Origin of the sequence: Streptomyces sp. CA-135486 (genome assembly GCF_050936555.1) — a bacterium.
In the GTDB taxonomy this organism is placed as follows: Bacteria; Actinomycetota; Actinomycetes; order Streptomycetales; family Streptomycetaceae; genus Streptomyces.
Genome location: NZ_JBNJMM010000001.1, coordinates 1904904 through 1929920 on the forward strand (window position 1 = coordinate 1904904; position 25017 = coordinate 1929920).

Below are 25017 nucleotides of genomic sequence, written 5' to 3' on the forward strand. Positions count from 1 at the left end.
AATGGACAGTAGTTCGGGATGGTCCCGCCACCGCGCCAGGAGGTTGCCGATGGCCGTTGTCACACTCATCACGAAGCCGACCAAGACGACTGACACGACGAAGCCGAAGAACCAGACCGGGTCCGCATACCACCCGTTGGAGAAGAAGCCGCTCCCGGCCGGACAGCCGCGCGAGTGGTACGTCTCCCACAACCGCCGACTGAAGGCCATGCGCTTGGCGATCGCGCTGCTCGACCTGGGCGTCTACCACCCGGCGACGGCCGACAACATGAAGATACGAGCGACGGCGGAGCGCGTCGGGATCCACCCGCCGTCGGACACGACCTGCCGGATGGTACGGGCGCTGATCCGCTACGGCCGCTGATCCGACTACGGCGGTCGAGTAAGTCACACAAGTCGGATAAGTCGAACAGGGTCATGACCTGCCGCCGTCACCTCGGGTGACGGCGGCAGGTTCGACACGGGCAAGAAACGACACCGGCACAGGGTGCAGTTGGCGCAGACTGGGGCATTCTGAACCCACTCGGTTCGAGCAGCCCCGGGGGCCAGCCATGTCGCATCCGTACCGCACCCTTCGAAGATTCCTCGTCTTCTGTGCCGCCGGCGTCCTCAGCGCCGGCGCCACGCTCACCTTCGTCCCACCCGCCGCCGCCGAACCGGCCACGGCGGTCGCCTATCCCTCAGGAGCGAGCGCGACCCGCTACTCCGGACTCGCCTTCGACACCTGTACCGCACCGCCGCTGACGACGATCCAGGCGTGGAGCGCCTCCCCGTACCGCGCCGTCGGCGTCTACATCGGGGGCGTCAACCGCACCTGCGCCCAGCCCCAACTGACCGCGTCATGGGTCACATCCGTGTCCGCGCTCAAGTGGCGTCTGCTGCCCATTTACAAGGGCCTGCAGCCGGCGTGCGGCGGCCGCCCCACCGACGCCAAGATCAGCAACGTCCCGGCGACCGCCCGGTCCCAGGGCACCGCGGCGGCCGCGGACGCCATCGCCAAGGCCAAGGCGCTCGGCATGCAGCCCGGCAGCGCCTTCTACAACGACATCGAGAACTACTCCCAGACCGACGACACCTGCCGGATCGCCGTCCTGTCGTACGCCTCCGCCTGGACGAAGGAGCTGCACCGGCTCGGCTATGTCTCAGGCGTCTATATGAACCTCAGCCAGGGAGCAAAGCAGCTCTCCGACGCCTACACATCCCCCGCCTACGCCCGTCCCGACGCGCTGTGGATCGCCCGCTACGACGGGGTCGACTCCCTGACGGGCTGGACCAACATCGCCGACGCCAAGTGGGCCGTGACCCAGCGGGCCAAGCAGTTCAAGGGCGACCACAACGAGACGTACGGCGGCGTCACGCTGAACATCGACACCGACCGGCTCAACACACCGGTCGCCACCGTCGCGTACACCTACACGGTGACGAGCTCCACCACGCTCAACGCCCGCACCGGCCCCTCGACGGCCTACCCCATCGCCAAGTCCTACGCGCCCGGGGCGGCCCTCAAGGTGGTGTGCCAGGCGCCCGGCTCCACCGTCGGCGGCACCCGCGTATGGGACAAGCTCTCCGACGGCTCGTACGTCACGGACCACTACGTCAGCACCCCGTCCAACACCAACTACAGCGCCCCGCTGCCGCGCTGCACGTACCCGTACCAGACCACCGCGGCGAGCGGCCTCGCCCAGCACACCGGCCCCGGCACGTCGTACCCCGTAGCGGGTACGTCTCCCAACGGGTCCCTGGCCTGGGTGTACTGCCAGCGGCCCGGCTCGAAGGTCGGCACCACCAGTGTCTGGGACCGCATGGACAACGGCCGCTATGTCTCGGACTACTACGTGGCGACACCCAGCAACACGACCTACAGCAAGCCGGTTCCCCGCTGCTGACTCAGGCAGCCGCGCCGGACGCCCAGGTGGGCAGCACGGGATCTCCTACGGAGAGTGTCCCGTGCTGCACCACGGCGGCCTTCATGCCGAAGCTGACCTTGTTCTCGTACTCCGGCTCCCGCCGGTAGGTGGCGAGCGTACGGACCGGCTCGGGACCTGCCCGCAGCCCAGTGAGCTGGTCGACCAGCGGGACGCTGCACCGCATTGCCCGTACCGCGTAGGCGAGCCGGACCGTCCCGATCTCCAGCCGTCGCATCTCGTCCTCGGCGTGCGGCTCGGCGCAGCCGTCGAGCACGATGTTCGCCCGGAAGCGATCCATCGGCACCGGAGCCGCGCCCGGCCCTGATCCCCCTTCCGCGTCCCACTGCGCGATCCGCGCGTTCAGCCCGTCGAGCGACGCCTGTGACGCCACCAGCACCGCATGCGCGTCCGCGAACCCGACCTTGCCGGGCGTCTCGCCCCACCCGTCCCGGTCGAAGCCCGAAGGCACCCGCACCAGCCGGGACTTCGCCCCCAGCACCTCGGAGAACCACTCGGCGGCCGCGTCCCCCTGGTCGGCGCCCTCCCCGATGTCCTTGCCGAACATGCTCACCGGCCGCCGCTCCCCGTCAGGGTCCACGTCCAGCAGTACGCTCTCGACCCCGCCCGCGGACAGTCGCACCGCGACACCCCCGTCGACGATCTCCGGCCGGATCGCGGCCATGGCGGGCAGCGTCCGCTGACTGCGGAACGCACCGTCCGCGGCATCCACGACCATGAACGTGCGGTCGTGCTCCAGCCCTGTCTCCCCGACCCGGGCGGACTCGACGGCCGTACCGGCGCAGCCCTTGACCGGGTAGTACGTCAGATTCTGCACAGTGATCCCCATGCCGACCGATCGTACGTGCGTGCCGCGCCGACCGGTGAGACGATCAGCGGGAGACCACCAGGGGAGACCTACATGCTCATCGTGTCCGGAAGGCTCCACGTCGCCGCCACGGCCCGCGACGACTTCCTCACCGGCTGCCGCGAGGTCGTGACCCACGCCCGTACGGCCCCCGGCTGCCTGGACTTCGCACTCTCACCGGACCTGCTCGACCCGACCCGCATCAACGTCTACGAACGCTGGGAGTCGGACGAGGCCATGGCGACGTTCCGCGGCTCGGGCCCGGCGCCGGACCAGCTGGTGGCGATCGTCGACGCGGAGGTGCAGAAGTACCGCATCTCGGCGACCGAGCCCGCCTGAGGCCTTTCTCAGAAACCACTGCACGAGGCTGTGGCGAACGGACCGGACGCTGTGGCCGTCTTCGGCGGATCGTTGTCCACGGTCACCGAACAGGTCGCTGTTCCACCTTCCGCGCCCAGGGTGACGGTCAGCGAGCCACCTTTCGCAAAGCCCTTGACCTCGAGCTCTTTGCGCCAGGGCAACGTCCGCGAGCTCTCCTGGTTCATCGACGCATTCCCGTCCTGCCACGTCGAGTACGCGATGGCCACACCCCTGGCATCCCCGGTGACCTCGTACTCGATCCTGACGGTCTTCGAGGCCTCGTCCACGACAAGGGCGACGACGGCGACACAGCCGCCGACCAGCAGCAGAGCGAGAGCGAGCAGCACCCATGGCCACGTCCTGCGCTTGCGTGGCACGGCACCGGCCGGCGGTGCGTCCCAGTGTCCCCAGGGTTCGGCTCGCTCATGGAACCAGCGTCAACCGCACCACCTCACTGCGCGACCTGGAGCCGCGCGCTGAGGCGCGCCTTCGCCGCCGGCCACTCCTCGCTCAGGATCGAGAAGTACACGCTGTCCCGCCATGTGCCGTCCGGCCGCTGCCGGTGGCGGCGCAGTACGCCCTCACGCCGCGCCCCGATGCGGGCGATGGCAGCCTGCGACCGCTGGTTCATGTGGTCGGTCTTCAACTGGACGCGCCCCATGCCGAGTTCCTCGAAGGCATGGGTGAGCAACAGCAGCTTCGTCTCGGTGTTGACCGCAGTCCGCCAGACCGCGCGCCCGTACCAGGTCCAGCCGATCTCCAGGCGCTCGTCCGACGGGTCGACGTCCAGGTACGTGGTCCAGCCGACCGCCTGCCCGGACGCCCGGTGGATGACGGCAAACGCCACGTACTCGCCCCGCTCTGCCTCATCGAGCAGCGCGCGCAGCTTGAGGCCGAGCTCGTCCTGTGTATACGGCGTCGGCCCGCCCTGCCAGCGCCAGACCTCGTCGTCTCCGCCGCCCGCGGCGAAAAGATCGGGGAGGTGATCCATCGTCAACGGTTCGAGGCGGACATAGTGGCCGGTCAGCGTCACGGGCAGCGGTGTCTTGGCAGGCATGGCTCGAACGGTAGCCCGATTCTGCACTAGCTGCAATCCTCATTTGTCCTAGTGCAAAGTGGAATCGCGCCATCGTAGTGCGACGTGTCACAGACAACCCGGCGGGGCTGTGGGAACTTCAACCCCGTTACTCCTCAGGTCAGTTGCTGAAGAGTCGACGATCTGCCCGCCCGTGGAGAGGATCGAATGAGCACTTTGGAAGCAATGACGCTTGACCAAGTGGTCGACACGGCTCAATATCCCCTGTCCGAGCTCGAGAGCGCCGAGGGGCAGGCCGTGATTTCCCGCGCCCGGCGCGAACTGGCTGATCTCGGCTGCACCGTGCTGTCCGACTTCATCCGTCCCGCGCTCCGCGACGTCCTGCGACAGGAGTGCTCGGCCATCGCCCCCCGCGCGCACTTCGACGTCGAAACGGTCAACGTCTACAACATCGCGGTCGACTCGTCTCTGCCGGCGGACCACCCGGGCCGGAGGACCTTCCAGCGGGGCAACGCGTTCGTCGCGCGGGACCGCATCCCCGCAGGCTCCCTCATCAGCAGGCTCTACTCCCACCAGGTCTTCCAGCGCTTCGTCGCCAGCTGCTTCAGACTGCCGCAGCTGCACGAGCTGGCGGACCCGCTCTCCGGACTCGTACTCAACGTCGTCGAGCCCGGCATGGAGCACCCCTGGCACTTCGACACCAACGAGTTCACCGTCAGCATGCTCACCCAGGAGGCGCAGGCGGGTGGCGTCTTCGAGTACTGCCCGAACATCAGGTCCGCGCATGACGAGAGCTTCGACGACGTCCGGGACGTACTGGACGGCCGGGGTGAGCGGATGATCCGCCGCCTCCCCCTGCAACCCGGTGACCTGCAGTTGTTCAAGGGTCGCTACTCGCTGCACCGCGTGAGCCCGGTGCGGGGCGAGACCGCGCGCCACTCCGCGATATTCGCCTACAGCGAGCGCCCCGGCGTCATCGGGAGCGTGGCGCGGACCCGGCAGCTCTTCGGCCGGGTACTGCCCGAGCATCTGGCGGCCGAGGGCCGGGCCGTGCGAGGCGATCGACTGCTGGATTAGCGGTCGTCGTAGGCCGTTTCCCCCTCTGTCATCCACGGAACTGCCATCCGCGGAACTGACACCCACGGTACTGCCGTCCACGGAATTGCCATCCAGGGATCCGCGATCCACGGAGGAGTAAGCCCTGTGCGTTTCGACGCGACCGGAAAAGTCTCGCTCGACCACATCTACACGCAGCCCGATCCGCGTGCGTATTTCAATGTGCTGCGCCCGCTCGGCTACTGCGTTCCGCAACAGGCCAAGCCCTACTTCGCGAAACTCATCAAGGAGTACCGGGACTCCCAGCACGTCGCGGTGCCGCAAGTGCTGGACATAGGGTGCTCATACGGAATCAACGCAGCCCTGCTGAAGTACGACGCGACCATGGACGAGCTGTACGCGCGCTACGACGACGAGGCGAGCCAGGGGATGAGCCGCGAAGCCCTGCTGGCCCGCGACCGGGAGCTGTCCCGGTCGCGCCAACCCGCGCAGCGCATCCGCTTCGTCGGCCTGGACGCCTCCGACAGTGCGCTGTCGTACGCACTGGGGGCCGGTTTCCTCGACGACGCGGTGCACGCGGACCTGGAGGGGCACGAGCCCACACCGCAGCAGAGTGCCCAGCTCGCCGGGACGGACCTGGTCATCTCGACGGGCTGCCTCGGCTATGTCACCGAGCGGACACTCACCCGCGTCGTGCGGGCGCAGGCCGGCCGCCCACCCTGGATGGCGCACTTCGTGCTGCGGATGTTCCCGTTCGACCCCGTCGAGCGCGCGCTCGACGAACTGGGCTACCGGACCGTCCGTGTCGACGGCGTCTTCAAACAGCGTCGGTTCGCCTCCCCGGAGGAACAGACGCTCGTGTTGGACACGATGTCTGCCAACGGGGTGGATGCGGGGGGCCTGGAAGCGGAAGGCTGGCTCTACGCAGAGCTCTACCTTTCCCGGCCGTAGGGCACGCGCACACGCACGTCAGGTCACAACGATCGGAATCGAGAACAGAATTGAACATCAGTCAGGCCAGTCAGGGAGCAGCAACGACCTTCGCGTACGAGGACACGCTGCCGCGCGTGCCGCTGCCTACGCTGGAGGCGAGCTGCGAGAGGTTCCTCGCCTGGTGCACACCGCTGCTGACCGCCGACGAGCTGGCGGCGACCGAGGCGGAGGTGACCGCCTTCCTCCGGCCCGACGGCCCGGGCCGGCAGCTGCACGCCGCGCTTGCGGAGTACGACGCGTCGGAAGGCGTACACAGCTGGCTCGACACCTTCTGGCCGTACCGCTACCTGGGCCGCCGGGACCGGATCGCGCTCAACGCCAACTTCTTCTTCCTGTTCCAGGACTCCGACCGGCCGCAGGTCGAGCGGGCGGCCGGGCTCATCGCCGGGGCTCTCAATTACAAGCGGCAGCTCGACCAGGAGCTCATTGCGCCGGTGGTGCAGCGCGGGCAGCCCCAGTCGATGGTGCAGAACAAGTATCTGTTCTCCACCACCCGGATCCCCGGCGCCCAACAGGACACCGTCCGCGCCCCCTACAGCGAGGCGCAGCCGGGCCCGTCCAGGGCCCGGCACATCGTGGTGTTCTTCCGGGGCACCATGTTCCGGCTCGACGTGCTCGGCGCCGACGGTGTCCCGCACAGCCTGGACGACCTCGAGGCGGGCCTGCGCGCCGTCATGAAGGCGGGTGCCGAGCCGGCGGACACGTCCGTGGGCCACCTCACCACCATGGCCCGGGCGGAATGGGCGGCCGCCCGTGAGTCCCTGCTCGCCTGCCACCCCCGCAACGCGGAGGCACTGGACGATGTGGAGACCGCGCTGTTCTGCGTCGCTCTGGAGGACTTCGCACCCGCGGACACCCAGGAGGCGTGCGACGAGCTGCTGTACGGCGACCGCGGCAACCGATGGTTCGACAAGGCCGTGACCTTCATCGTCTTCGCCGACGGCCGGGCGGGCATCAACGTCGAGCACTGCGAGCTGGACGGAACCACCATCCTCAGCTTCACCGACGCCCTGCTCAGCACCCCGGCCGAGGAACACTCCCGCCAGTCCGGGGCCCTTTCCCAGGGTCTCCCGGCGCTGGAGCCGATCGCCTTCGAACTGGACGACGCCCTGCGGGACCAGGCGCGCTCGGCCGCGGACGCGTTCGCTGCGTACGGAGAGGCCACCGCGACCGTCACCGTGTCGTTCGAGGACTTCGGCGCCACCACCGCCAAGGCGCTGCGGGTCTCACCGGACGCATTCGTCCAGGTCGCCTACCAGCTCGCCCACCAGCGGGCCAAGGGACACCTGGGCGCCACATACGAATCGATCGCCACCCGGCAGTACCGGCACGGGCGGACCGAGGCGATGCGCGTCGTCACCCCCGAGATGGTGGCTTTCGTGGCGGCGATGGAGGACCCGTCGACGGACACGGCCACCCGCCGCGCCGCGTTCCGGGCCGCCGCCGAGGCTCATGTGGCACGCGCGAAGGAGTGCCAGGCCGGCCAGGTGCCCGAGCAGCACCTGTGGGAGCTTGAGCTGATCCAGCGCCGCCGCGGGACGGAGCTCGGAGTGCTCGAACAGCCCGCGCTGTATCGGACCCCGGGCTGGCTGACGATGCGCGACGACTACCTGAGCACCAGCTCGGCGCCGTCCCACAACATCCAGTACTTCGGCTTCGGCTCGACGAGCCTCCAGTGCATCGGCGTCGCCTATGTGCTGCTGCCCGAGCGGTTCAACGTCTACCTGAGCACGCCGCTGGCGGTGGCCGACCAGATGCGGGTGTTCGCGGACCGGCTCCGGGAGGCGGTGGGCGAACTGCGGGAGCTGCTGGAGCCGGAGCGCTCGGAGGGCTGAATCGGCTGCCGGGGCCGGAGTGGACAGCAGGGCCGACACCGCATCGAGGTGTCGGTCCGCTGCGCCTCAGTCGCCATCAGCGGGGCCCTCACGCCCACGACCCTCCTCAGACGGCACGGGGGCTCAACCTGCCGAGGGCTGGACCGCCAAGCAGAACTGGGGAGTGCCCCCGTAGAAACGGCCGTCGGCCGTGCCTCCCGAGACGGGAAGGACACGGCCGACGGCCCACAGACTGCCCAGGCGAGCGGAGACCCGCTCCGACCCGCGGCGTTCTTAGATGTCGAAGTACAGCTCGAACTCGTGCGGGTGCGGCCGCAGCTGGATCGGTGCGATTTCGCTCGTCCGCTTGTAGTCGATCCACGTCTCGATCAGGTCCGACGTGAACACCCCGCCCGCCTGCAGGTACTCGTTGTCCGCCTCCAGCGCCTCCAGCACCGCCGGGAGCGAGGTCGGGACCTGCGGGACGCTCGCGTGCTCGTCCGGGGCCAGCTCGTAGAGGTCCTTGTCGATCGGCTCCGCCGGCTCGATCTTGTTCTTCACGCCGTCCAGGCCCGCGAGCAGCAGCGCCGAGAAGGCCAGGTACGGGTTCGAGGACGGGTCCGGGGCGCGGAACTCGACGCGCTTCGCCTTCGGGTTCGAGCCCGTGATCGGGATACGCATCGCCGCGGAGCGGTTGCGCTGCGAGTAGACCAGGTTGACCGGGGCCTCGAAGCCGGGGACCAGGCGGTGGTACGAGTTCACCGTCGGGTTGGTGAACGCCAGCAGCGACGGGGCGTGCTTCAGGATGCCGCCGATGTAGTAGCGGGCGATGTCGGAGAGGCCCGCGTAGCCCTGCTCGTCGTAGAAGAGCGGGGAGCCGCCCTGCCACAGGGACTGGTGGACGTGCATGCCCGAGCCGTTGTCGCCGAAGATCGGCTTCGGCATGAAGGTCGCGGTCTTGCCGTTGCGCCAGGCGACGTTCTTCACGATGTACTTGAAGAGCATCAGGTCGTCGGCCGCGGCCAGCAGCGTGTTGAACTTGTAGTTGATCTCGGCCTGGCCGGCGGTGCCCACCTCGTGGTGCTGGCGCTCGACCTGGATACCGGACGCCTCCAGCTCCAGGGAGATCTCCGCGCGCAGGTCGGCGAAGTGGTCGACCGGCGGGGCCGGGAAGTAGCCGCCCTTGTAGCGGACCTTGTAGCCGCGGTTGTCCTCGATCGCTCCGGTGTTCCAGGCGCCGGCCTCGGAGTCGATGTGGTAGAAGCCCTCGTTCGACGTGGTGTTGAAGCGCACGGAGTCGAAGACGTAGAACTCGGCCTCGGGGCCGAAGTACGCGGTGTCCGCGATGCCGGTGGAGGCCAGGTACGCCTCCGCCTTCTTCGCGATGTTGCGCGGGTCACGGCTGTACTGCTCGCCCGTGATCGGGTCGTGGATGAAGAAGTTGATGTTGAGCGTCTTGTCCTTGCGGAACGGGTCGAGCCGCGCCGTCGACAGGTCCGCGCGCAGCGCCATGTCCGACTCGTGGATCGCCTGGAAGCCGCGGATCGACGAGCCGTCGAAGGCCAGCTCGTCGGACGGGTCGAACGCCGTCGCCGGGATCGTGAAGTGCTGCATCACGCCGGGAAGGTCGCAGAACCGGACGTCGACCATCTTCACGTCGTTGTCGGCGATGAACTTCTTGGCGTCGTCGGCGTTCTGGAACATCCAACTCCTCCTACTCCCGACCCGGGGACGGGCGGGGTGGTTGCTCGTCGTGCGGCCAGTGCGGTGGCACACGTTGGACCCGACCTTAGGCAGGCCGGATTTCTCAAGCATGACCCATTTGTTTCGGTCAAGTTAACCGGACCCGGGATCAGGGCTGTGTCAAGGACCCGGCCCGAAGTGATCCAAAGCGGGGCCAGTACCGTGGACGGGTGGACAACAGGCAAGCAATCGGATCGTGGCTTTCCGGGCCGCGCGCGGCCGCCGAGGACATGGGTGCCGACTTCGGTCACCGGGGCGAGCGGCTGGGCCTGCCGCAGGCGGGACCGGGCTCCATCGCCCCGCTCGGGCGGCGCTTCGGGGCCGTTTTCATCGACTGGGGGCTCTGCCTCCTGATCGCATACGGACTGTTTGCGAATGGTGACGGGAAGGCCGCGGGGAACTGGGCGCTCGGCATCTTTCTCCTCCTGAGCGTGCTCACCGTCGGGACCGTGGGCTTCACGCCCGGTAAGCGCATCTTCGGGCTGCGCATCATCGCCGAGGACGGCGGGCGGCTCGGCCTCTTCCGGGTTGCCCTTCGCAGCCTGCTGCTCTCCCTCGCGATCCCGGCCCTCATCTGGGACCGCGACGGGCGCGGGCTGCACGACCGCCTCGCCCGCGCCGTGCAGGTGCGGATCTAGCGCACGCCGTACGCACGTGAAACGCACGCCGTACGCACGTGAAGAGGGGCGCCCCGGAACTCTCCGGGGCGCCCCTCTTCACGTCGTGGAACGTCAGCGCATCTTTCCGCCGCGCGGCATCCGTGTGCCCTTCGGCATCGGCCCCTTCGGCAGCGGCATATTGCTCATCAGGTCGCCCATCGCCCGCAGACGGTCGTTCGCGGCCGTGACCTGCGGTCCGGTGAGCACCCGAGGCAGCTTCAGCATCGTCGTGCGCACCCTCTTCAGCGGCACCTGACCCTCGCCGTCGCCGACGATGATGTCGTGCACCGGAACGTCCACCACGATGCGGGCCATCTTCTTCTTCTCGGCCGCCAGCAGTGACTTGAGCCGGTTCGGGTTGCCCTCGGCCACCAGCACGATGCCGGCCTTGCCGACCGCCCGGTGCACCACGTCCTGGCTGCGGTTCATCGCGACCGCAGGAGTCGTGGTCCAGCCGCGGCCCACGTTCTGCAGTACGGCCGCCGCCGCACCCGGCTGGCCCTCCATCTGCCCGAAGGCCGCCCGCTCGGCGCGGCGTCCGAAGACGATCGCCATCGCGAGGAAGGCCAGCAGGAATCCGAGGATGCCCAGATAAACAGGGTGGTCGATCAAGAAACCGATCGCGAGGAAGACACCGAAGGTGACGATTCCCACAGCCGCGACGACAAGACCGACCTTCGAGTCGGCCTTCCGGGTCATCTTGTACGTCAGGGCGATCTGCTTCAGTCGCCCGGGGTTCGCAGCAGCGTCAGCGCTGTCTGAGTTTGCCTTCCTCGCCATGTGTGGAAGTTTACGTGGCCTAGGAAGTGCGACCAGCCACGGCCTCCAGTACATGCTCCGCCTCGACCCGGTCCCTGGCCCTGCGCCGGTCTTCCAGGACTGCGGTCCAAGCGTTCCTGCGGGCTGTGCGCTGCCCGCTGCCCAGGAGCAGCGACTCCATGGCGCGCAGAGCATCGGTGACGGACGGGATGGCGGTCGCGCGTACGGGTCGAACCGGTACGGCCTGCATGGTTGAGGTCCCCCTCGGGGTGGGTGACAACGGTGAGCGGATGCGGTGCGGGACTTGCGGTGCGGGCTTGCCCTGACCGTTACGGGGAGCGGTGCGGAGCTCCACGGGGGGTGGTGCGTGCTGTGCGTACAGTCAGGGTTACTGATTGGTGTTACCAGGGGGTGACCGAGCGGTCAAACACCGATGAAACCTTTACTCAGACCCTAGGAACACTGACGCGGCCCGTACGCCGCCCCGACCTGCGGGGAGGGTACGAACCGCGTTGAATGCGCCATTACTCGGCGGTAATTACTTGTGCCTGATTTCACATGCTCGGGGCCCGGCCTGGGACCTACGGGGCGACCGTCGTGCCCCGCCGCTCCATCGCCTGCTGGTACAGCCGGCCCGCCCGGTACGAGGAACGCACCAGCGGACCCGACATCACACCGGAGAAGCCGATCTCCTCGGCCTCCTCCTTCAGCTCCACGAACTCGTGCGGCTTCACCCAGCGCTCGACGGGGTGGTGGCGCACGGAAGGACGCAGATACTGGGTGATCGTGATCAGCTCGCAGCCCGCGTCATGCAGATGCTGCAGCGCCTCGCTGACCTCCTCGCGCTCCTCGCCCATGCCGAGGATGAGGTTCGACTTGGTGATCAGACCCGCCTCACGGGCGCGCGTGATGACCTCGAGGGAGCGCTCGTAACGGAAAGCGGGACGGATCCGCTTGAAGATCCGCGGCACGGTCTCGACATTGTGCGCAAGCACCTCCGGGCGCGAGGAGAAGACCTCGGCCAGCTGCTCGGGCACCGCGTTGAAGTCGGGGATGAGGAGCTCGACCTTGGTGCGGCCCGCCTCGCGCTCCGACGTCATCGAGTGGATCTGGCGCACCGTTTCCGCGTACAGCCAGGCGCCGCCGTCCTCCAGGTCGTCGCGCGCGACGCCGGTGATGGTGGCGTAGTTCAGGTCCATCGTGACGACCGACTCGCCCACGCGGCGCGGCTCGTCACGGTCCAGCGCCTGGGGCTTACCGGTGTCGATCTGGCAGAAGTCACAGCGCCGCGTGCACTGGTCGCCGCCGATGAGGAACGTGGCCTCGCGGTCTTCCCAGCACTCGAAGATGTTCGGACAGCCTGCCTCCTGGCAGACCGTGTGCAGGCCCTCGCTCTTGACGAGCTTCTGCAGCTGGTTGTACTCGGGGCCCATCTTCGCCCGGGTCTTGATCCACTCGGGCTTGCGCTCGATGGGGGTCTGGCTGTTGCGGACCTCCAGGCGCAGCATCTTGCGTCCGTCGGGTGCGACTGCGGACACGACCGGCTCCCTACAGCTTCGATTCTTCGGCGAACACCAGGGTACGCCCGTTAAAAGTGCGGCCTTACGTCTGGCCAACCCATGGCCAGAGGGACGCATTCCCTAGGCGGTCGCCTTCTCCACCTCACGCGGCTTCAGCTCCGCGTGCTCCAGCACATCCCGCAGATGCCTCTCCAGCACGGGCAGCACCTCGGCGATCGTGATCTCCCGGCCCAGCTCGTTGGCCAGCGACGCCACGCCCGCGTCCCGGATCCCGCACGGCACGATCCGGTCGAACCAGGTGTTGTCCGGGTTCACATTGAGCGCGAAGCCATGCATCGAGACGCCCTTGGCGATACGGATGCCGATCGCCGCCAGCTTGCGGTCCTCGCGGCGCTGGCCGGCGTTGGAGGGGGCGTACTCCGGGCCGTTCAGCCGCGGGTCGAACTCCTCGTCCTGCAGTCGCGGGTCGAAATCGAGCGAGAGACCGCCGATCGCCGGACGCTGCTCCACCGGATCGCCGAGCACCCACACGCCGCTGCGGCCCTCGACCCGGCTGGTCCGAACGCCGAACTCGGCACAGGTGAGGATCAGCGCGTCCTCCAGCCGCCGGACGTGTGCGACGACATCCACCGGGCGCGGGAGTTTGAGGATCGGATAGCCCACCAGCTGGCCGGGGCCGTGCCAGGTGATCTTGCCACCGCGGTCCACGTCGATGACGGGAGTGCCGTCCAGCGGGCGCTCACTGTCCGCGGTGCGCCGCCCGGCCGTATACACCGGCGGGTGCTCAAGGAGCAGACACGTGTCCTCGATCTGGTCGGCGAAGCGGGCGGCGTGGACCTCGCGCTGCTTCTGCCACGCGTCCTGGTACTCGACGGCTTCCTCGCCGAACCCCAGTCGGACGAACCGCAGCTCACTCACGGCTGTGCCTCCCTCGAACCTTCACCCTGCACTCATCACGCCCAAGCCACTGTACGGCGGCTCCCGTGAGGTGGGTCTGGCGGTACCTCCTGTGCCCGGAGGGTCACGGGGGAAGGGGCGGCCCGTCAGCGTTGTCCCCAATCCTCACACGATCGGATGAATGTGGGGCGAAGCTGCCGGTCGGGGCGGGCAGGGCGGCTAAATTCGCGCCGTTCCATGAGGGCTGCTTCCGGCCGCCCGGAAGGCAGGAGATCGCACAGCTGATGACGGAACGACCCCCTCAGCGCATCCCCAACCGCCAGCTTGCCGCGCTCATCGCAGAAGCCGGATTCTCCAACGCAGGACTTGCGCGCCGAGTGGACCAGCTCGGCCTCGAGCATGGCCTGGATCTGCGCTACGACAAGACGTCCGTGACCCGCTGGCTGCGCGGTCAGCAGCCGCGCGGCACCACTCCCGCGCTGATCGCCGAGGTCTTCACCCGCCGGCTGGGCCGTCGGCTGTCGGCGCAGGACCTGGGTCTGGACGCCTGTGCGCCCGTCTACGCGGGTCTGGAGTTCGCAGCCACGCCCGAGGAGGCCGTGGACATCGTCAGCGGGCTGTGGCGCAAGGACTCCGGCAGCCACGCGGAACTGCGCAAGATCGCCTTTACGCCGGCCGGTCTGGTGGTGCCGAGCCGGGACTGGCTGATCGGTCGGCCCGACGAGCAGGTGAGTCGGGGTGATACCGGAATGAACGGAACGAACGGGACGATCCGCTTCCCTGTGCAGGGCCGGCCCACCGTCCCCCGGCAGCGCGCCACCGACCGGGGGCCCGGGCAGAAGGTCTCCAGCGGCGACATCGCGGCGTTGCGCTCCGTCGGCGAGCTGTTCCGCAGCCTCGACCACGCGTACGGCGGCGGGCACGCCCGGCAGGCGCTGGTCCGCTACCTGGAGCACGAGGCCGAGCCGATGCTGCGCGGCACCTACGGAGAGTCCACCGGGCGGCGGCTGTTCGCCGCGACCGCCGATCTGACCCGGCTGGCCGGCTGGACCTCGTACGACATCGCGGCCCACGGTCTCGCCCAGCGCTATTTCGTACAGGCCCTGCGGCTCGCGCAGGCCGCCGGCGACCGTGCGTACGGCTCCTATGTGCTGGTGACCATGAGCCGGCAGGCCATCTATCTCGGGCATGGGCGGGAGGCGGTGCAGCTGACCCGCGTCGCACAGCAGGGGGTCGGATCGTCGGCGCCACCCCTGGTGCAGGCGCTGCTGCACGCGGTCGAGGCGCGCGGTCACGGGGTGCTGGGCGAGGTGCGCGCGTGCACCGGCGCGCTGGTGAGGGCCGAGCGGGCGCTGGAGACGGCACGGGCCGGGGACGAAGTGCCGCACTGGGCGCGCTTCTTCGACGAGGCGCAGCTCGCGGACGAGTTCGGGCACTGCCACCGGGATCTGCAGCAGTACCGGTCGGCGGTGCAGCACGCGGAGCGCTCGCTCCAGCTGCGCGCGCCGGCGTTCGCGCGCAGTCGGCTCTTCTGCCGGGTGGTACTGGCCTCCGCCCGGCTCGGCCTGGGGGAGCTGGACCAGGCGTGCGCGCTGGGGGCGGAGGCGGCGTTGCAGGCGTCGGAGATGCGGTCGGCACGGGCGATGGAGTATGTACGGGAATTCGAGCGGCGGTTGGAGCCGTATCGGGACGCGGCGGCGGTACGGAACTATCGCGACCGGGTCGCTGCGCTGGGCTGAACGCCGGGGCGGGGCCCGGGACCCCTGGGCCGCTGCGCGGGGCGTTCCCCCGCCCCACCCTTCCCGTAACCGGGGCTTCGCCCCAGCCTGTCTTCAATCGCCGGACAGGCTGAAATTCAGCCCCTCCGGCGATTGAGGAGCGGGTTTCGGGGCGGAGCCCCGACAAGGGCCCCAGCAGTCACGCCGCCGCCCGGAGCGCGGCCTCCCCCGCGGACCCCGCCTGGACGCCGAAGTCGCGCAGGATCGCATCCGCCGCCCTGCGGCCCGAGAACAGCGCGCCCTGGACCGTGCTCGTGTCGCGGTGGTCCCCGCACACATACAGCCCGGACAGCACCCGTACCGGGCGGCGCAGGTCGTGGGGCGGGGTCATCGCGGGTACCGCCTCCGGGTCGTGGTGGACCGCGAGCAGCTCCCAGTCGTCGGTCGGCCTGCCGTACAGCCTGGCGAGATGCGCGCGGACCGTCCGGTCCAGATACTGCGGGGGCGTCCCGAGCACCGTCGAGGAGATCAGCACCCGGCCCTGCGGCGCGCGCGAGGGGTCGACCTCGCTCATGACGGCCGTGTGCGCGACGGGTCCGCTGCGGTCCGCGTCCAGCACCAGGGCCGGTTCGGCGAGCGGGGCCTCGGGCGCGGTGTGGTGCAGCACCGTGACGGGGTGGAAGGGCGGTACGCGCAGGCCCGGCAGCAGCTCGGCGGCCGCGCGGGCGCCGGTGGCCAGTACGAGTGCCCGGCAGTGGAGTTCACCGTACTCCTCGGTCGCCACGCGGCTGATGGACGCGTCCTTGACGCGAATCCCCGTGTGTACGGTGCCGGGCGGCAGCGCGGCGGCCAGCTGCCGGGGCAGGGCCGCGGCGCCGCCCTCGGGTACGCACATCCGGCCGCGGGCGAAGCCGCGCAGGGCCAGGTCCGCGCACCGGCTGGAGGTGGTCAGCGCCGGATCGCACAGCAGTGAGGAGAGCAGCGGGCGCAGGAAGCCGTGGACCGTACGGGCCGGCAGGCCGCGGGCGGAGAGCGAGTCGCCCGCGGGCCGCTCGGGGCGGGCCAGCAGGCGCTCCACCGGGGTGGCGGCGATACGGGCGAGGGACGCGCCGAGCCGGGCCTGGTCGAGCGGCCGGGGGGCGCTCGCGAGGGCGCGCGCTACGGTGAATGCTCCCCCTACGCCCCGGAAGGCGCTGGGGGACCCCCACCGCGCGCTCCCTGGTTCACCGGCCCGCCGGACCACTTCACCGGTCCGCTGGAGCCGACCCCCGCTGTGCACGAGCACACCGGGCGAGAAGGGCCGCAGGACCACGTCCCCGAGCCCGCCAATGCGGCGCAGTTCGGGATACGAGGTGTTGAGCAACTGGCCGATGCGGTCGAGCCGGAAGCCGTCGACGTACTCGGTGGCCATCCGCCCGCCCACCTCAGGGCCGGCCTCCAGAACACTGACCGAGACGCCTGCGTCGGTCAGTTGATGAGCTGCTGCGAGACCGGCGATACCGGCCCCGACAATAATGACGTCCGCATCATGAGCGGTGCTGCTGAGCACGTGCCCCTCCCCGAGGTCGGCGCGGCTGGTGGGAGGCTCATGCCCCCGACAGGCCCGAGGAATACCCGAGTTCGGACCGAGACTAGGCAGGGGTGGCCGAACCGGGACTCGCGCATGCGGTGGGGCACCGGTGCGCGGGGGCGCACGTCGGCCTCCCCGGCTCCGCCCCGGACCCCGACGTCCCGGACGGGCCGGACTTCAAGCCCGTCCGGCGGCTTGAGGGAGGCACCACCGCTACCGCAGCGCCGCGCCGATCGCCTCGCGGATGCCCGGGAACGCGAACGAGAACCCGGACTCCAGCAGCCTCGTCGGCAACGCCCGCTGGCTGCTCAGGACATCCCCCGCCAACTCGCCGAGTGCGATCCGCAGCGCCGGGGCCGGAACCGCGAACACCGCGGGACGGTGCAGCGCACGGCCCATCGCCTCCGTGACCTCGCGGTTGGTCGCCGGGTGCGGGGCCGTCAGATTCACCGGCCCCGACAGCGACTCGGTGTCCATGACGTGGCGCAGGGCGGCCACCTCGTCATGCAGCGAGATGAAGCTCCAGTACTGCCGGCCGCTGCCGAGCCGACCGCCGAGGCCCGCTTTGAAGATCGGGAACATCCGGCCCCAGGCCCCGCCCTTGCGCGCCACGACGAGTCCGGTGCGGGCGAAGGCCGTACGGATGCCCGCCTCTTCGGCCGGGGCCGCCGCCTCCTCCCAGTCGACGACCAACTTTGGCAGAAAGCCGTCGCCGGGCGGCGCGCTCTCGTCCACCGCGCGGTCCCCGGTGTCGCCGTAGTAGCCGACCGCGCTCCCGCTGACCAGCACCCGGGGCGGCGTGTCCAGGGAGGCGACGGCCTCCGCGATCGCGGCTGTGCCCAGCACCCGGCTGTCCCGGACCTCCTTGCGGTACGCGTCGTTCCAGCGGCGCGCGCCGATGCCCGCCCCGGCGAGATGCACCACGGCCTCGCAGCCCACCAGACCGCCCACGTCGACGTACTGCCGCTGTGGATCCCACTCCACCTCGTCGCCGGCCTGTGCGGGGCGGCGCACCAGGCGCACCACCTCGTGCCCGTCCGAGCGCAACGAGCGCACGAGCGCCGAGCCGATGAGTCCCGTGGAACCGGTGACGGCAATACGAGTTGGCTGCATGGCCCCCATCCTGCCCCGACGCCGGCGCATGGCACAGTTGCGTCCATGCCCGAGTCGCACATACGCCCCGCACTCCGTACCGACGAGGCAGACCTCGGCGTGCTCGACCGGGACACCTGGTCGCCGCTGCACTCCGTACAGCCGAGGCCGAAGCCTCCGTACGACCCCTTCTTCGACTCGAACCACCGGCCCGAGCACTTCCTGGTCGCCGAGGATGCCGACGGCACGGTTGTCGGATACGTCCGGCTGATCCCGCCAACACCGCTCGCCTGCAACCGGCATGTGCGCCAGATCCAGGGCCTCGCGGTGGCCGGCCCGGCGCGCGGTCGGGGCACCGGCCGGGCGCTGCTGCGGGCGGCGTGCGACGAGGCGCGGCGGCAGGGCGCGGTACGGATGACGCTGCGGGTGCTCGGGTACAACAAGCCGGCGCGTGCGCTGTACGAGTCGGAGGGCTTCGCGGTCGAGGGCGTGCTGCCGGGCGAGTTCTACCTGGACGGACAGTACGTCGACGACGTCATGATGGGCCGTAGTCTCCGCAGTCTCACCGGCTGAACGGATCGGACCCGCGCCGCTCGGATCACACCGGACGGCTTTGGCTCACACCGTCCCGAAGCGCTCCCAGAGTTTGGGGAAGCGCTGCGCCAGCGCCGCGTCGTCGTCGAAGTCGAACGGTGTGCCGATCGGCTCGGCCGGCTGCGGCGGGATCCCCAGGTCCGGCGCGACGACCCCGGTGAGCTGCTCGTACGCCTCGTCCGCCGCGTACCCCAGCTCCTCACCGTCCCCGTCGATGTCCTCGTCGAACTCCTCCAGCAGCTCGGCGAGCGAATCCGGCTCGTGCACCCCGCCCTCGAAGATCTCCCTGCCCTGCCCGATCAGCCAGCAGCGGAAGTAGTCGAACGCGTCGTCGCTGGCGCCACCGAGCAGCACGGCGGCCGCGCCCCACAGGTCCCAGGTGTACGCGCGGTTGTAGCGCGCCTCGAAGTGCCGTGCGAAGTCCAGCACGGAGTCGGGGTCGAGCTGCAGCAGCCGTTCGACCAGCAGGTCGGCATGGTCCTCGGGGTCGCCCTCGGCGGCCTCGCGGGTGCTGTCGACGATCTCCCAGAACTCCGTCTCGTCCATCACGGGACAAGCATCGTGGTTGGCGAGGGGCGGCGCACGCGGAGCCGCCGAAATGCTGACTCTTTCGACAGTCTGACGAATGGCGGACAGGAGACGTAGGGTATCCGTGGGACGGTCGGCTCATGACGACGCAGACACCGACGCACACGCCTCTGACCGGGAAAGTCGCGCTGGTCGCGGGGGCCACTCGGGGCGCGGGCCGCGCCATCGCCGTGGCGCTCGGGGCCGCGGGCGCGACCGTATATGTGACCGGACGCACTACCCGCGAGCAGATCAGCGAGGTCGGCCGGGCGACGGAGACCATCGAGGAGACGGCCGAGCTGGTCGCGGCGGCGGGCGGCGAGGCCGTCGCCGTACCCACCGACCATCTGGAGCCGGACCGGGTGCGGGCGCTGGTCGAGCGGATCGACCGGGACCACGGCCGGCTCGACATCCTGGTGAACGACATCTGGGGCGGCAACCACCTGCTCGACTTCAACACCAAGATGTGGGACATCGAGCTGGACCGCGGGCTGCGGATGATCGACCTCGGCGCGAGGAGCCACATCATCACCAGCAGCATCGCGCTTCCCCTGCTGGTGCGCAGGCCCGGCGGCCTGGTCGTCGAGGTCACGGACGGCACGGCCGAGTCCAACAAGGGCTTCCGCGAGAACTTCTACTACGACCTGGCCAAGAACGCCCCGATCCGGATGGCGTTCATCCTGGGTGAGGAACTGAAGAGTGTGGGCGGCACGGCGGTGGCGGTCACGCCCGGGTTCATCCGCTCCGAGGAGATGCTCGACATCTTCGGCCTCACCGAGGAGAACTGGCGCGACGGGATCGACAAGCAGCGGCACTGGGCGCTCTCCGAGTCGCCGGTCTATGTCGGCCGGGCGGTGGCGGCGCTCGCCGCGGACCCGGAGCGGGCGCACTGGAACGGACGGTCGCTGGACAGCGGGCAGCTGGCGAAGGTGTACGGCTTCACGGACACGGACGGGAGCCGGCCGGACGTCTGGGGCTTCATGGCCGAGGAGGCGGCGGGCGCGGACCCGTCCCTGGAGGACTACCGGTAGAGCGGGGCCGCCCGGCCGGTGGCCCGACCGCCGGGAGCCTCGGCTGCCCTGCGCCTGCCTCTGCCCTGCCCCCGCCCCTGCGCCGGCTACCGGTAGAGCTGGGCAGTCCGCTGCGCCGACTCGGCGAACAGCGCACGCAGCTCCGGTGGCTCGAGCACCTCGATATGAGGGCCCAGCGCGAACAACTGCCCGTACGCCACCTCATGGGACTCCACCGGCAGCGTAAGCGTCACCCGGCCCTGCCCGTCCGGCTCTTCCGCGGCCGCCAGCGCCTCGCGGGCCGCCGCGCGGTCCGTGACGTACGGCAGTCGCCGCGCGCCCTCCTCGGTGACCCGGACCACCACCTCGGCGCGGAGGATGGAGCGCGCGAACTGGGCCGCGCGCTCCGCCCAGAATCCGGGCAGATCGAAGTCCTCGGCCCGTACGAAGAGTTGGCCGTTCCCGTCCACAGCCGTGAACCGGTCGATGCGGTACACCCGGAAGGTCCCGTCCGCGCGGGCGCACAGGTACCAGATGCCCGCCTTGAGTACGAGCCCGTACGGCTCCAACTCCCGCTCCACCTCGGCGTCCCGACGCAGGTATCGGGTCCTGATGCGGCGGTCGTCCCACACCGCTTCGGCGACCGCGGGCAGCAATTGCGGTGTCTCGGGCTCCTGGTACCAGCCGGGAGCGTCGAGATGGAAGCGCTGCGCCGCGCTCTGCGGGGCATCCTTGAGCGAGGGCAGCAGCGCCGCGGACACCTTCAGACGGGCCGCGGACGCCGCGTCCTGAAGACCCATCTCCCGCAGTGCGCCCGGGAGTCCGGACAGGAACAGAGCCTCGGCCTCACTGCGGGCGAGGCCGGTCAGCCGGGTGCGGTAGCCGCCGACGAGCCGGTAGCCGCCGGCCCGGCCCCGGTCGGCGTAGACCGGGACGCCGGCCTCCGACAGCGCGAGGGCGTCCCGGGTGATGGTCCGCTCCGACACCTCGAGCTCATGTGCCAGCTCGGCCCCGGTCATCGAGGGCCTTGCCTGGAGGAGCAGAACCATCTTGATCAGCCGGGCAGCGCGCATGACCCCATGATGGCGGAGATCAGGCGAGCGGCTCCTGGAGCTCGGTCACCCACTTCTCGAGGTCTGCCGGGCACTCCAAGGTGACTTCCCTGGCGTACCCGGCCGATCGGTGGTCGCCCGCGTCGATCCAGCGGGCCAGGGCCTGGGCGGTCGGCACGACCGCGGCCATCGGGCCGCGGTGCACGATCGTCGCGGCCCGTTCGACGGCGGGCAGGTCGACGATCTCGAAGTCCTGGCCGGGCCCCGGTGCGGCCGCGACCGTGACTCCCGCGTGCACCAGGATCGCGCCGTCGCCCTCGGGGGCGTCCTCGTAGTACGCGATGCCGGGGCCCGTCGGGGTGACGCCCGCCGCCTCCAGACGCCGGAACAGCTCGTCGTACAGCGGGCTGATGACCGGGCCGATGTGCTCGGGCTCGTAACCCGCCGCGGTGGCGGTCAGTTCGGCCACCCGTACCGCGGGGATGCTCTTGATGATGACGTCTTCGGTGGGCATGTGACCCTCGCTCTCGATCGACCGGAGCCTCGCCTCGACCTGGGACAGCCGCGCGGCCGCCTCGGCCATCGCCGTCTCCAGCTCCGCCCGCCGCAGCGCAAGCATCCCGCGCAGCTCCTCCGTGCTCACCTTCCCCTCCAGGATCTCCTGCACCTGTTGCAGCGTGAAGCCGAGATCCTTGAGGGCGATGATGCGGTTGAGCTGGGCAAGCTGGGCCGCCGCGTAATAGCGGTAGCCGCTGAAAGGGTCGGTGCGGTCCGGACGCAGCAGCCCGATCGCGTCGTAGTGACGCAGCATGCGGGCCGACACCCGGCCGTGCCTGGCGAAGTCTCCGATGGTGAACATGACGCCTCCCACTGCACGCCTTCACACGGTGTCAGGGTCAAGGATCACCGACGACGAACCCCCGGCGCCGTCCGGCCGCCGGGGGTTCGCCCTTCGTACAACGTCGTACACCGTCGTACAACAGAGCCTTACAGGCCGTAGCGCTCGCGCGCCTCCTTCACGGCCGAGGCCGGGACCTCACCGCGCCGGGCCAGCTGGGCCAGCGCCGCGACCGTGATCGACTGGGCGTCCACGCCGAAGTGGCGGCGGGCCGCCTCGCGCGTGTCGGAGAGACCGAAGCCGTCCGTGCCGAGCGAGGAGTAGTCCTGCTCGACCCACTGGCTGATCTGGTCGGGCACCTGGCGCATCCAGTCGGACACGGCAAGCACCGGGCCGGGTGCGCCCTCAAGCGCCTGGGTGACGTACGGAGTGCGCTGCTCGCCGCGGAGCAGGGCCTCGTCGCACTCCAGCGCGTCGCGACGCAGCTCGCCCCAGGACGTCGCGGACCAGACGTCGGCCGCGACCGACCAGTCCGCGCTGAGCAGTTCCTGCGCCTCAAGGGCCCAGTGGATCGCCGTGCCGGAGGCCAGCAGCTGGAGCCGCGGGGAGTCGGCGGCAGCGGCGACGCCCTCCTTGAAGCGGTACAGACCGCGCAGGATGCCCTCCTCGACGCCCTCCGGCATCGCGGGCTGCGGCTTCGGCTCGTTGTATACGGTCAGGTAGTAGAAGACGTTCTCGGCCTCGGGGCCGTACATCCGGCGCAGACCGTCCTTGACGATGACGGAGATCTCGTACGCGAACGCCGGGTCGTAGTTGAGCGACGCCGGGTTCGTGGACGCGATCAGGTGCGAGTGGCCGTCCGCGTGCTGCAGCCCCTCGCCGGTCAGGGTCGTACGACCCGCCGTCGCGCCGACGATGAAGCCCCTGCCGAGCTGGTCGGCGAGCTGCCACATCTGGTCGGCCGTGCGCTGCCAGCCGAACATCGAGTAGAAGATGTAGAAGGGGATCATCGGCTCGCCGTGCGTCGCGTACGACGTCGAGGCGGCGATGAAGTCGGCCATGGCCCCGGCCTCGGTGATCCCCTCGTTGAGGATCTGGCCGTCCTTGGCCTCCTTGTAGTACATCAGCTGGTCGCGGTCGACCGGCTCGTACGTCTGGCCCAGCGGCGAGTAGATGCCCGCCGACGGGAACAGCGACTCCATGCCGAAGGTGCGGGCCTCGTCCGGGACGATCGGCACCCAGCGCCGACCGGTCTCCTTGTCCCGCATGAGGTCCTTCACCAGGCGTACGAACGCCATGGTGGTGGCCATCTCCTGCTTGCCGGAGCCCTTTTCGAGCGCCTTGAAGCCACGCGCAGTGTTTTCATCGGGCGCGGGCAGTGCCACCGCGTGCACCCGGCGCGTTGGGGCGGGGCCGCCGAGGGCCGCGCGGCGCTCGGTGAGGTAGCGGACCTCGGGGGAGTCAGCGCCGGGGTGGCCGTAGGGCACCTGGCCGTCGGCGAAGGCGCTGTCGGCGATCGGGAGCCCGAGCAGATCACGCATGCTCTTGAACTCGTCGATCGTCAGCTTCTTCATCTGGTGGTTGGCGTTCTTGGACTCGAAGCCCTTGCCGAGCGTGTAGCCCTTCACCGTCTGCGCGAGGATCACGGTCGGCGCGCCCCGGTGCTCGACGGCCGCGCGGTACGCCGCGTACACCTTGCGGGCCTCGTGGCCGCCGCGGGAAGTGTAGAAACACTCCGCGATCTTCGCGTCGGTCAGCAGCTTCGACAGCTCGACGAGCGCGGGCTCGGCGCCGAAGAAGTGCTCGCGGATGTACGCCACGTCGCGGGTTGCGTACGTCTGGAACTGCGCGTCCGGCACCTCACGCAGACGGCGGACCAGCGCGCCGGTGACGTCCAGCTGGAACAGCTCGTCCCACGCGGAGCCCCAGAGCGATTTGACGACATTCCAGCCGGCGCCGCGGAACTGGGCCTCGAGCTCCTGCACGATCTTGAAGTTGGCGCGTACCGGGCCGTCGAGGCGCTGCAGATTGCAGTTGATGACGAAGGTCAGGTTGTCGAGCCGCTCACGGGACGCGAGGGCGAGGGCGGCGGTCGACTCGGGCTCGTCCATCTCGCCGTCGCCGAGGAAGGCCCAGACGTGCGAGTTCGCCGTGTCCTTGATCCCGCGGTTGTGCAGGTAGCGGTTGAAGCGCGCCTGGTAGATCGCGGAGAGCGGGCCGAGGCCCATGGAGACGGTGGGGAACTCCCACAGCCAGGGCAGCCGCCGCGGGTGCGGGTAGGACGGGAGTCCGTTGCCGCCGCCCTCCTGGCGGAAGTTGTCGAGCTGCTGCTCGCTCAGGCGGCCGTCGAGGAAGGCGCGGGCGTAGATGCCGGGGGACGCGTGACCCTGGATGTAGAGCTGGTCGCCGGAGCCGTCGCCCTCCTTGCCGCGGAAGAAGTGGTTGAAGCCGGTCTCGTAGAGCCAGGCGGCGGAGGCGAAGGTGGCGATATGGCCGCCGACGCCGTGCTTGGACCCACGGGTGACCATCGCGGCCGCGTTCCAGCGGTTCCACGCCGTGATACGGGCCTCCAGCGCCTCGTCGCCGTCGAAGGCGGGCTCGGCGGTGGTGGGGATGGTGTTGAGGTAGTCCGTCTCCAGCAGCCGGGGCACGGGAATGCCGGCCGTCTCGGCGTGCTGGAGGGTGCGACGCATGAGGTACGCGGCGCGGTGCGAACCTGCGTGCTCGGTGACGGCGTCGAGGGACGCCGCCCACTCGGCGGTTTCCTCGGCGTCGCGGTCCGGGAGCTGGTCGAGCTCGCTCGGAAGCTTGCGTACGCGTACGGGGTCGGGCATGGTCGCCGCCTTCCGGACTGGAGGGGGGTGGAGAGAGGGGGTGCCTTGTCTGGCAGGACAGGGCGCGGGTCGGTGGACCCGGTGTCGACTGTAAGTCCCTGATCGATGATCGATCAAAGGGTGGCGGGAAATT

At 69.8% G+C, this 25017-nt stretch carries 24 protein-coding genes; 10 read left to right on the top strand and 14 right to left on the bottom strand.

Annotated elements, in window-relative coordinates:
• Window positions 1-49: 49 nt before the first annotated feature.
• Both ACQEVG_RS08615 and ACQEVG_RS08620 read left to right on the top strand, forming a co-directional pair.
• Window positions 50-364, top strand: a complete 315-nt coding sequence (locus tag ACQEVG_RS08615; protein WP_432979417.1) for a hypothetical protein — start codon at window positions 50-52, stop codon at window positions 362-364.
• A gap of 187 nt (window positions 365-551) precedes the next feature.
• Window positions 552-1886 (top strand): glycoside hydrolase domain-containing protein, encoded by a 1335-nt coding sequence (locus ACQEVG_RS08620; protein ID WP_432979420.1) that lies wholly within the window; start codon window positions 552-554, stop codon window positions 1884-1886.
• A gap of 1 nt (window position 1887) precedes the next feature.
• Here the strand turns inward: ACQEVG_RS08620 and ACQEVG_RS08625 are convergent, their stop codons facing one another.
• A complete protein-coding gene (locus ACQEVG_RS08625) occupies window positions 1888-2754 on the bottom strand; it encodes an MOSC domain-containing protein (protein WP_432979423.1) in 867 nt (288 codons plus the stop codon).
• Window positions 2755-2826: 72 nt separating this feature from the next.
• Between ACQEVG_RS08625 and ACQEVG_RS08630 the strand changes: the two genes are divergently transcribed.
• Complete coding sequence (locus ACQEVG_RS08630) at window positions 2827-3111, top strand: putative quinol monooxygenase (protein ID WP_432979426.1); 285 nt, start codon at window positions 2827-2829, stop codon at window positions 3109-3111.
• Window positions 3112-3119: 8 nt separating this feature from the next.
• Here ACQEVG_RS08630 and ACQEVG_RS08635 read toward each other — a convergent pair whose 3' ends face one another.
• Window positions 3120-3479: a hypothetical protein gene (locus ACQEVG_RS08635; RefSeq protein WP_432979429.1), complete on the bottom strand. Its 360-nt coding sequence runs from the start codon at window positions 3477-3479 to the stop codon at window positions 3120-3122.
• Window positions 3480-3583: 104 nt separating this feature from the next.
• Complete coding sequence (locus tag ACQEVG_RS08640) at window positions 3584-4189, bottom strand: GNAT family N-acetyltransferase (RefSeq protein WP_432979432.1); 606 nt, start codon at window positions 4187-4189, stop codon at window positions 3584-3586.
• Between the two features lie 186 nt (window positions 4190-4375).
• Between ACQEVG_RS08640 and ACQEVG_RS08645 the strand changes: the two genes are divergently transcribed.
• The 3 genes from ACQEVG_RS08645 (at window position 4376) to ACQEVG_RS08655 (ending at window position 8052) form a co-directional block, all read left to right on the top strand.
• Window positions 4376-5245, top strand: coding sequence for a HalD/BesD family halogenase (locus tag ACQEVG_RS08645; protein ID WP_432979435.1), 870 nt, complete (start codon window positions 4376-4378; stop codon window positions 5243-5245).
• 126 nt (window positions 5246-5371) lie between these two features.
• On the top strand, window positions 5372-6175 hold the full coding sequence (locus ACQEVG_RS08650; RefSeq protein ID WP_432979438.1) for a class I SAM-dependent methyltransferase: 804 nt from the start codon (window positions 5372-5374) through the stop codon (window positions 6173-6175).
• A gap of 116 nt (window positions 6176-6291) precedes the next feature.
• Entirely contained in the window at window positions 6292-8052 is a 1761-nt protein-coding gene (locus tag ACQEVG_RS08655) for a choline/carnitine O-acyltransferase (protein WP_432979441.1), read from the top strand.
• A gap of 273 nt (window positions 8053-8325) precedes the next feature.
• Here the strand turns inward: ACQEVG_RS08655 and glnA are convergent, their stop codons facing one another.
• Window positions 8326-9735 (bottom strand): type I glutamate--ammonia ligase, encoded by a 1410-nt coding sequence (gene glnA, locus ACQEVG_RS08660; protein WP_432979444.1) that lies wholly within the window; start codon window positions 9733-9735, stop codon window positions 8326-8328.
• Window positions 9736-9944: 209 nt separating this feature from the next.
• Between glnA and ACQEVG_RS08665 the strand changes: the two genes are divergently transcribed.
• Window positions 9945-10412: an RDD family protein gene (locus ACQEVG_RS08665; protein WP_432979447.1), complete on the top strand. Its 468-nt coding sequence runs from the start codon at window positions 9945-9947 to the stop codon at window positions 10410-10412.
• A gap of 93 nt (window positions 10413-10505) precedes the next feature.
• Here the strand turns inward: ACQEVG_RS08665 and ACQEVG_RS08670 are convergent, their stop codons facing one another.
• The 4 genes from ACQEVG_RS08670 to lipB form a co-directional block, all read right to left on the bottom strand.
• On the bottom strand, window positions 10506-11213 hold the full coding sequence (locus ACQEVG_RS08670) for a DUF4191 domain-containing protein (protein ID WP_432979450.1): 708 nt from the start codon (window positions 11211-11213) through the stop codon (window positions 10506-10508).
• A 19-nt stretch (window positions 11214-11232) separates the two neighbouring features.
• A complete protein-coding gene (locus ACQEVG_RS08675; protein ID WP_432979453.1) occupies window positions 11233-11442 on the bottom strand; it encodes an SCO2195 family GlnR-regulated protein in 210 nt (69 codons plus the stop codon).
• 331 nt (window positions 11443-11773) lie between these two features.
• Window positions 11774-12730: a lipoyl synthase gene (gene lipA / locus ACQEVG_RS08680; RefSeq protein WP_432979456.1), complete on the bottom strand. Its 957-nt coding sequence runs from the start codon at window positions 12728-12730 to the stop codon at window positions 11774-11776.
• Window positions 12731-12832: 102 nt separating this feature from the next.
• Window positions 12833-13630: a lipoyl(octanoyl) transferase LipB gene (lipB, locus tag ACQEVG_RS08685; RefSeq protein ID WP_432979459.1), complete on the bottom strand. Its 798-nt coding sequence runs from the start codon at window positions 13628-13630 to the stop codon at window positions 12833-12835.
• Between the two features lie 263 nt (window positions 13631-13893).
• Here lipB and ACQEVG_RS08690 point away from each other — a divergent pair, with 263 nt between their 5' ends.
• Window positions 13894-15348, top strand: coding sequence for a regulator (locus tag ACQEVG_RS08690; RefSeq protein ID WP_432979462.1), 1455 nt, complete (start codon window positions 13894-13896; stop codon window positions 15346-15348).
• A gap of 178 nt (window positions 15349-15526) precedes the next feature.
• Here the strand turns inward: ACQEVG_RS08690 and ACQEVG_RS08695 are convergent, their stop codons facing one another.
• The gene (locus tag ACQEVG_RS08695) at window positions 15527-16876 is read right to left on the bottom strand and encodes an NAD(P)/FAD-dependent oxidoreductase (protein WP_432979465.1); all 1350 of its coding nucleotides are present in this window, start codon (window positions 16874-16876) and stop codon (window positions 15527-15529) included.
• A gap of 234 nt (window positions 16877-17110) precedes the next feature.
• Complete coding sequence (locus ACQEVG_RS08700; protein WP_432979468.1) at window positions 17111-18010, bottom strand: TIGR01777 family oxidoreductase; 900 nt, start codon at window positions 18008-18010, stop codon at window positions 17111-17113.
• A gap of 45 nt (window positions 18011-18055) precedes the next feature.
• Here ACQEVG_RS08700 and ACQEVG_RS08705 point away from each other — a divergent pair, with 45 nt between their 5' ends.
• A complete protein-coding gene (locus tag ACQEVG_RS08705; RefSeq protein WP_432979471.1) occupies window positions 18056-18562 on the top strand; it encodes an N-acetyltransferase family protein in 507 nt (168 codons plus the stop codon).
• A gap of 45 nt (window positions 18563-18607) precedes the next feature.
• Here the strand turns inward: ACQEVG_RS08705 and ACQEVG_RS08710 are convergent, their stop codons facing one another.
• Entirely contained in the window at window positions 18608-19129 is a 522-nt protein-coding gene (locus ACQEVG_RS08710; protein ID WP_404726207.1) for a DUF4240 domain-containing protein, read from the bottom strand.
• A gap of 122 nt (window positions 19130-19251) precedes the next feature.
• Between ACQEVG_RS08710 and ACQEVG_RS08715 the strand changes: the two genes are divergently transcribed.
• Window positions 19252-20181, top strand: coding sequence for an SDR family oxidoreductase (locus ACQEVG_RS08715; protein WP_432979474.1), 930 nt, complete (start codon window positions 19252-19254; stop codon window positions 20179-20181).
• Window positions 20182-20267: 86 nt separating this feature from the next.
• On the opposite strand, the gene ACQEVG_RS08720 is transcribed toward ACQEVG_RS08715, so the two are convergent.
• From ACQEVG_RS08720 to aceE, 3 genes are all read right to left on the bottom strand, one after another.
• Window positions 20268-21233: a helix-turn-helix transcriptional regulator gene (locus ACQEVG_RS08720; RefSeq protein WP_432979477.1), complete on the bottom strand. Its 966-nt coding sequence runs from the start codon at window positions 21231-21233 to the stop codon at window positions 20268-20270.
• A gap of 19 nt (window positions 21234-21252) precedes the next feature.
• Window positions 21253-22071, bottom strand: a complete 819-nt coding sequence (locus tag ACQEVG_RS08725; protein ID WP_432979480.1) for a MerR family transcriptional regulator — start codon at window positions 22069-22071, stop codon at window positions 21253-21255.
• 128 nt (window positions 22072-22199) lie between these two features.
• Window positions 22200-24884 (bottom strand): pyruvate dehydrogenase (acetyl-transferring), homodimeric type, encoded by a 2685-nt coding sequence (gene aceE / locus ACQEVG_RS08730; protein WP_432979483.1) that lies wholly within the window; start codon window positions 24882-24884, stop codon window positions 22200-22202.
• Window positions 24885-25017 lie beyond the last annotated feature (133 nt).

Bases quoted from the DNA above. Each gene is read 5' to 3' on its own strand.
- ACQEVG_RS08715 (WP_432979474.1), top strand. From the start codon at position 19,252: ATGACGACGCAGACACCGACGCACACGCCTCTGACCGGGAAAGTCGCG.
- ACQEVG_RS08705 (WP_432979471.1), top strand. From the start codon at position 18,056: ATGCCCGAGTCGCACATACGCCCCGCACTCCGTACCGACGAGGCAGAC.
- ACQEVG_RS08615 (WP_432979417.1), top strand. From the start codon at position 50: ATGGCCGTTGTCACACTCATCACGAAGCCGACCAAGACGACTGACACG.
- ACQEVG_RS08670 (WP_432979450.1), bottom strand. From the start codon at position 11,213: ATGGCGAGGAAGGCAAACTCAGACAGCGCTGACGCTGCTGCGAACCCC.
- aceE (WP_432979483.1), bottom strand. From the start codon at position 24,884: ATGCCCGACCCCGTACGCGTACGCAAGCTTCCGAGCGAGCTCGACCAG.
- ACQEVG_RS08725 (WP_432979480.1), bottom strand. From the start codon at position 22,071: ATGTTCACCATCGGAGACTTCGCCAGGCACGGCCGGGTGTCGGCCCGC.
- ACQEVG_RS08690 (WP_432979462.1), top strand. From the start codon at position 13,894: ATGACGGAACGACCCCCTCAGCGCATCCCCAACCGCCAGCTTGCCGCG.
- ACQEVG_RS08645 (WP_432979435.1), top strand. From the start codon at position 4,376: ATGAGCACTTTGGAAGCAATGACGCTTGACCAAGTGGTCGACACGGCT.
- ACQEVG_RS08620 (WP_432979420.1), top strand. From the start codon at position 552: ATGTCGCATCCGTACCGCACCCTTCGAAGATTCCTCGTCTTCTGTGCC.
- glnA (WP_432979444.1), bottom strand. From the start codon at position 9,735: ATGTTCCAGAACGCCGACGACGCCAAGAAGTTCATCGCCGACAACGAC.
- ACQEVG_RS08630 (WP_432979426.1), top strand. From the start codon at position 2,827: ATGCTCATCGTGTCCGGAAGGCTCCACGTCGCCGCCACGGCCCGCGAC.
- ACQEVG_RS08700 (WP_432979468.1), bottom strand. From the start codon at position 18,010: ATGCAGCCAACTCGTATTGCCGTCACCGGTTCCACGGGACTCATCGGC.
- ACQEVG_RS08720 (WP_432979477.1), bottom strand. From the start codon at position 21,233: ATGCGCGCTGCCCGGCTGATCAAGATGGTTCTGCTCCTCCAGGCAAGG.
- ACQEVG_RS08640 (WP_432979432.1), bottom strand. From the start codon at position 4,189: ATGCCTGCCAAGACACCGCTGCCCGTGACGCTGACCGGCCACTATGTC.
- ACQEVG_RS08675 (WP_432979453.1), bottom strand. From the start codon at position 11,442: ATGCAGGCCGTACCGGTTCGACCCGTACGCGCGACCGCCATCCCGTCC.
- ACQEVG_RS08710 (WP_404726207.1), bottom strand. From the start codon at position 19,129: ATGGACGAGACGGAGTTCTGGGAGATCGTCGACAGCACCCGCGAGGCC.
- ACQEVG_RS08625 (WP_432979423.1), bottom strand. From the start codon at position 2,754: ATGGGGATCACTGTGCAGAATCTGACGTACTACCCGGTCAAGGGCTGC.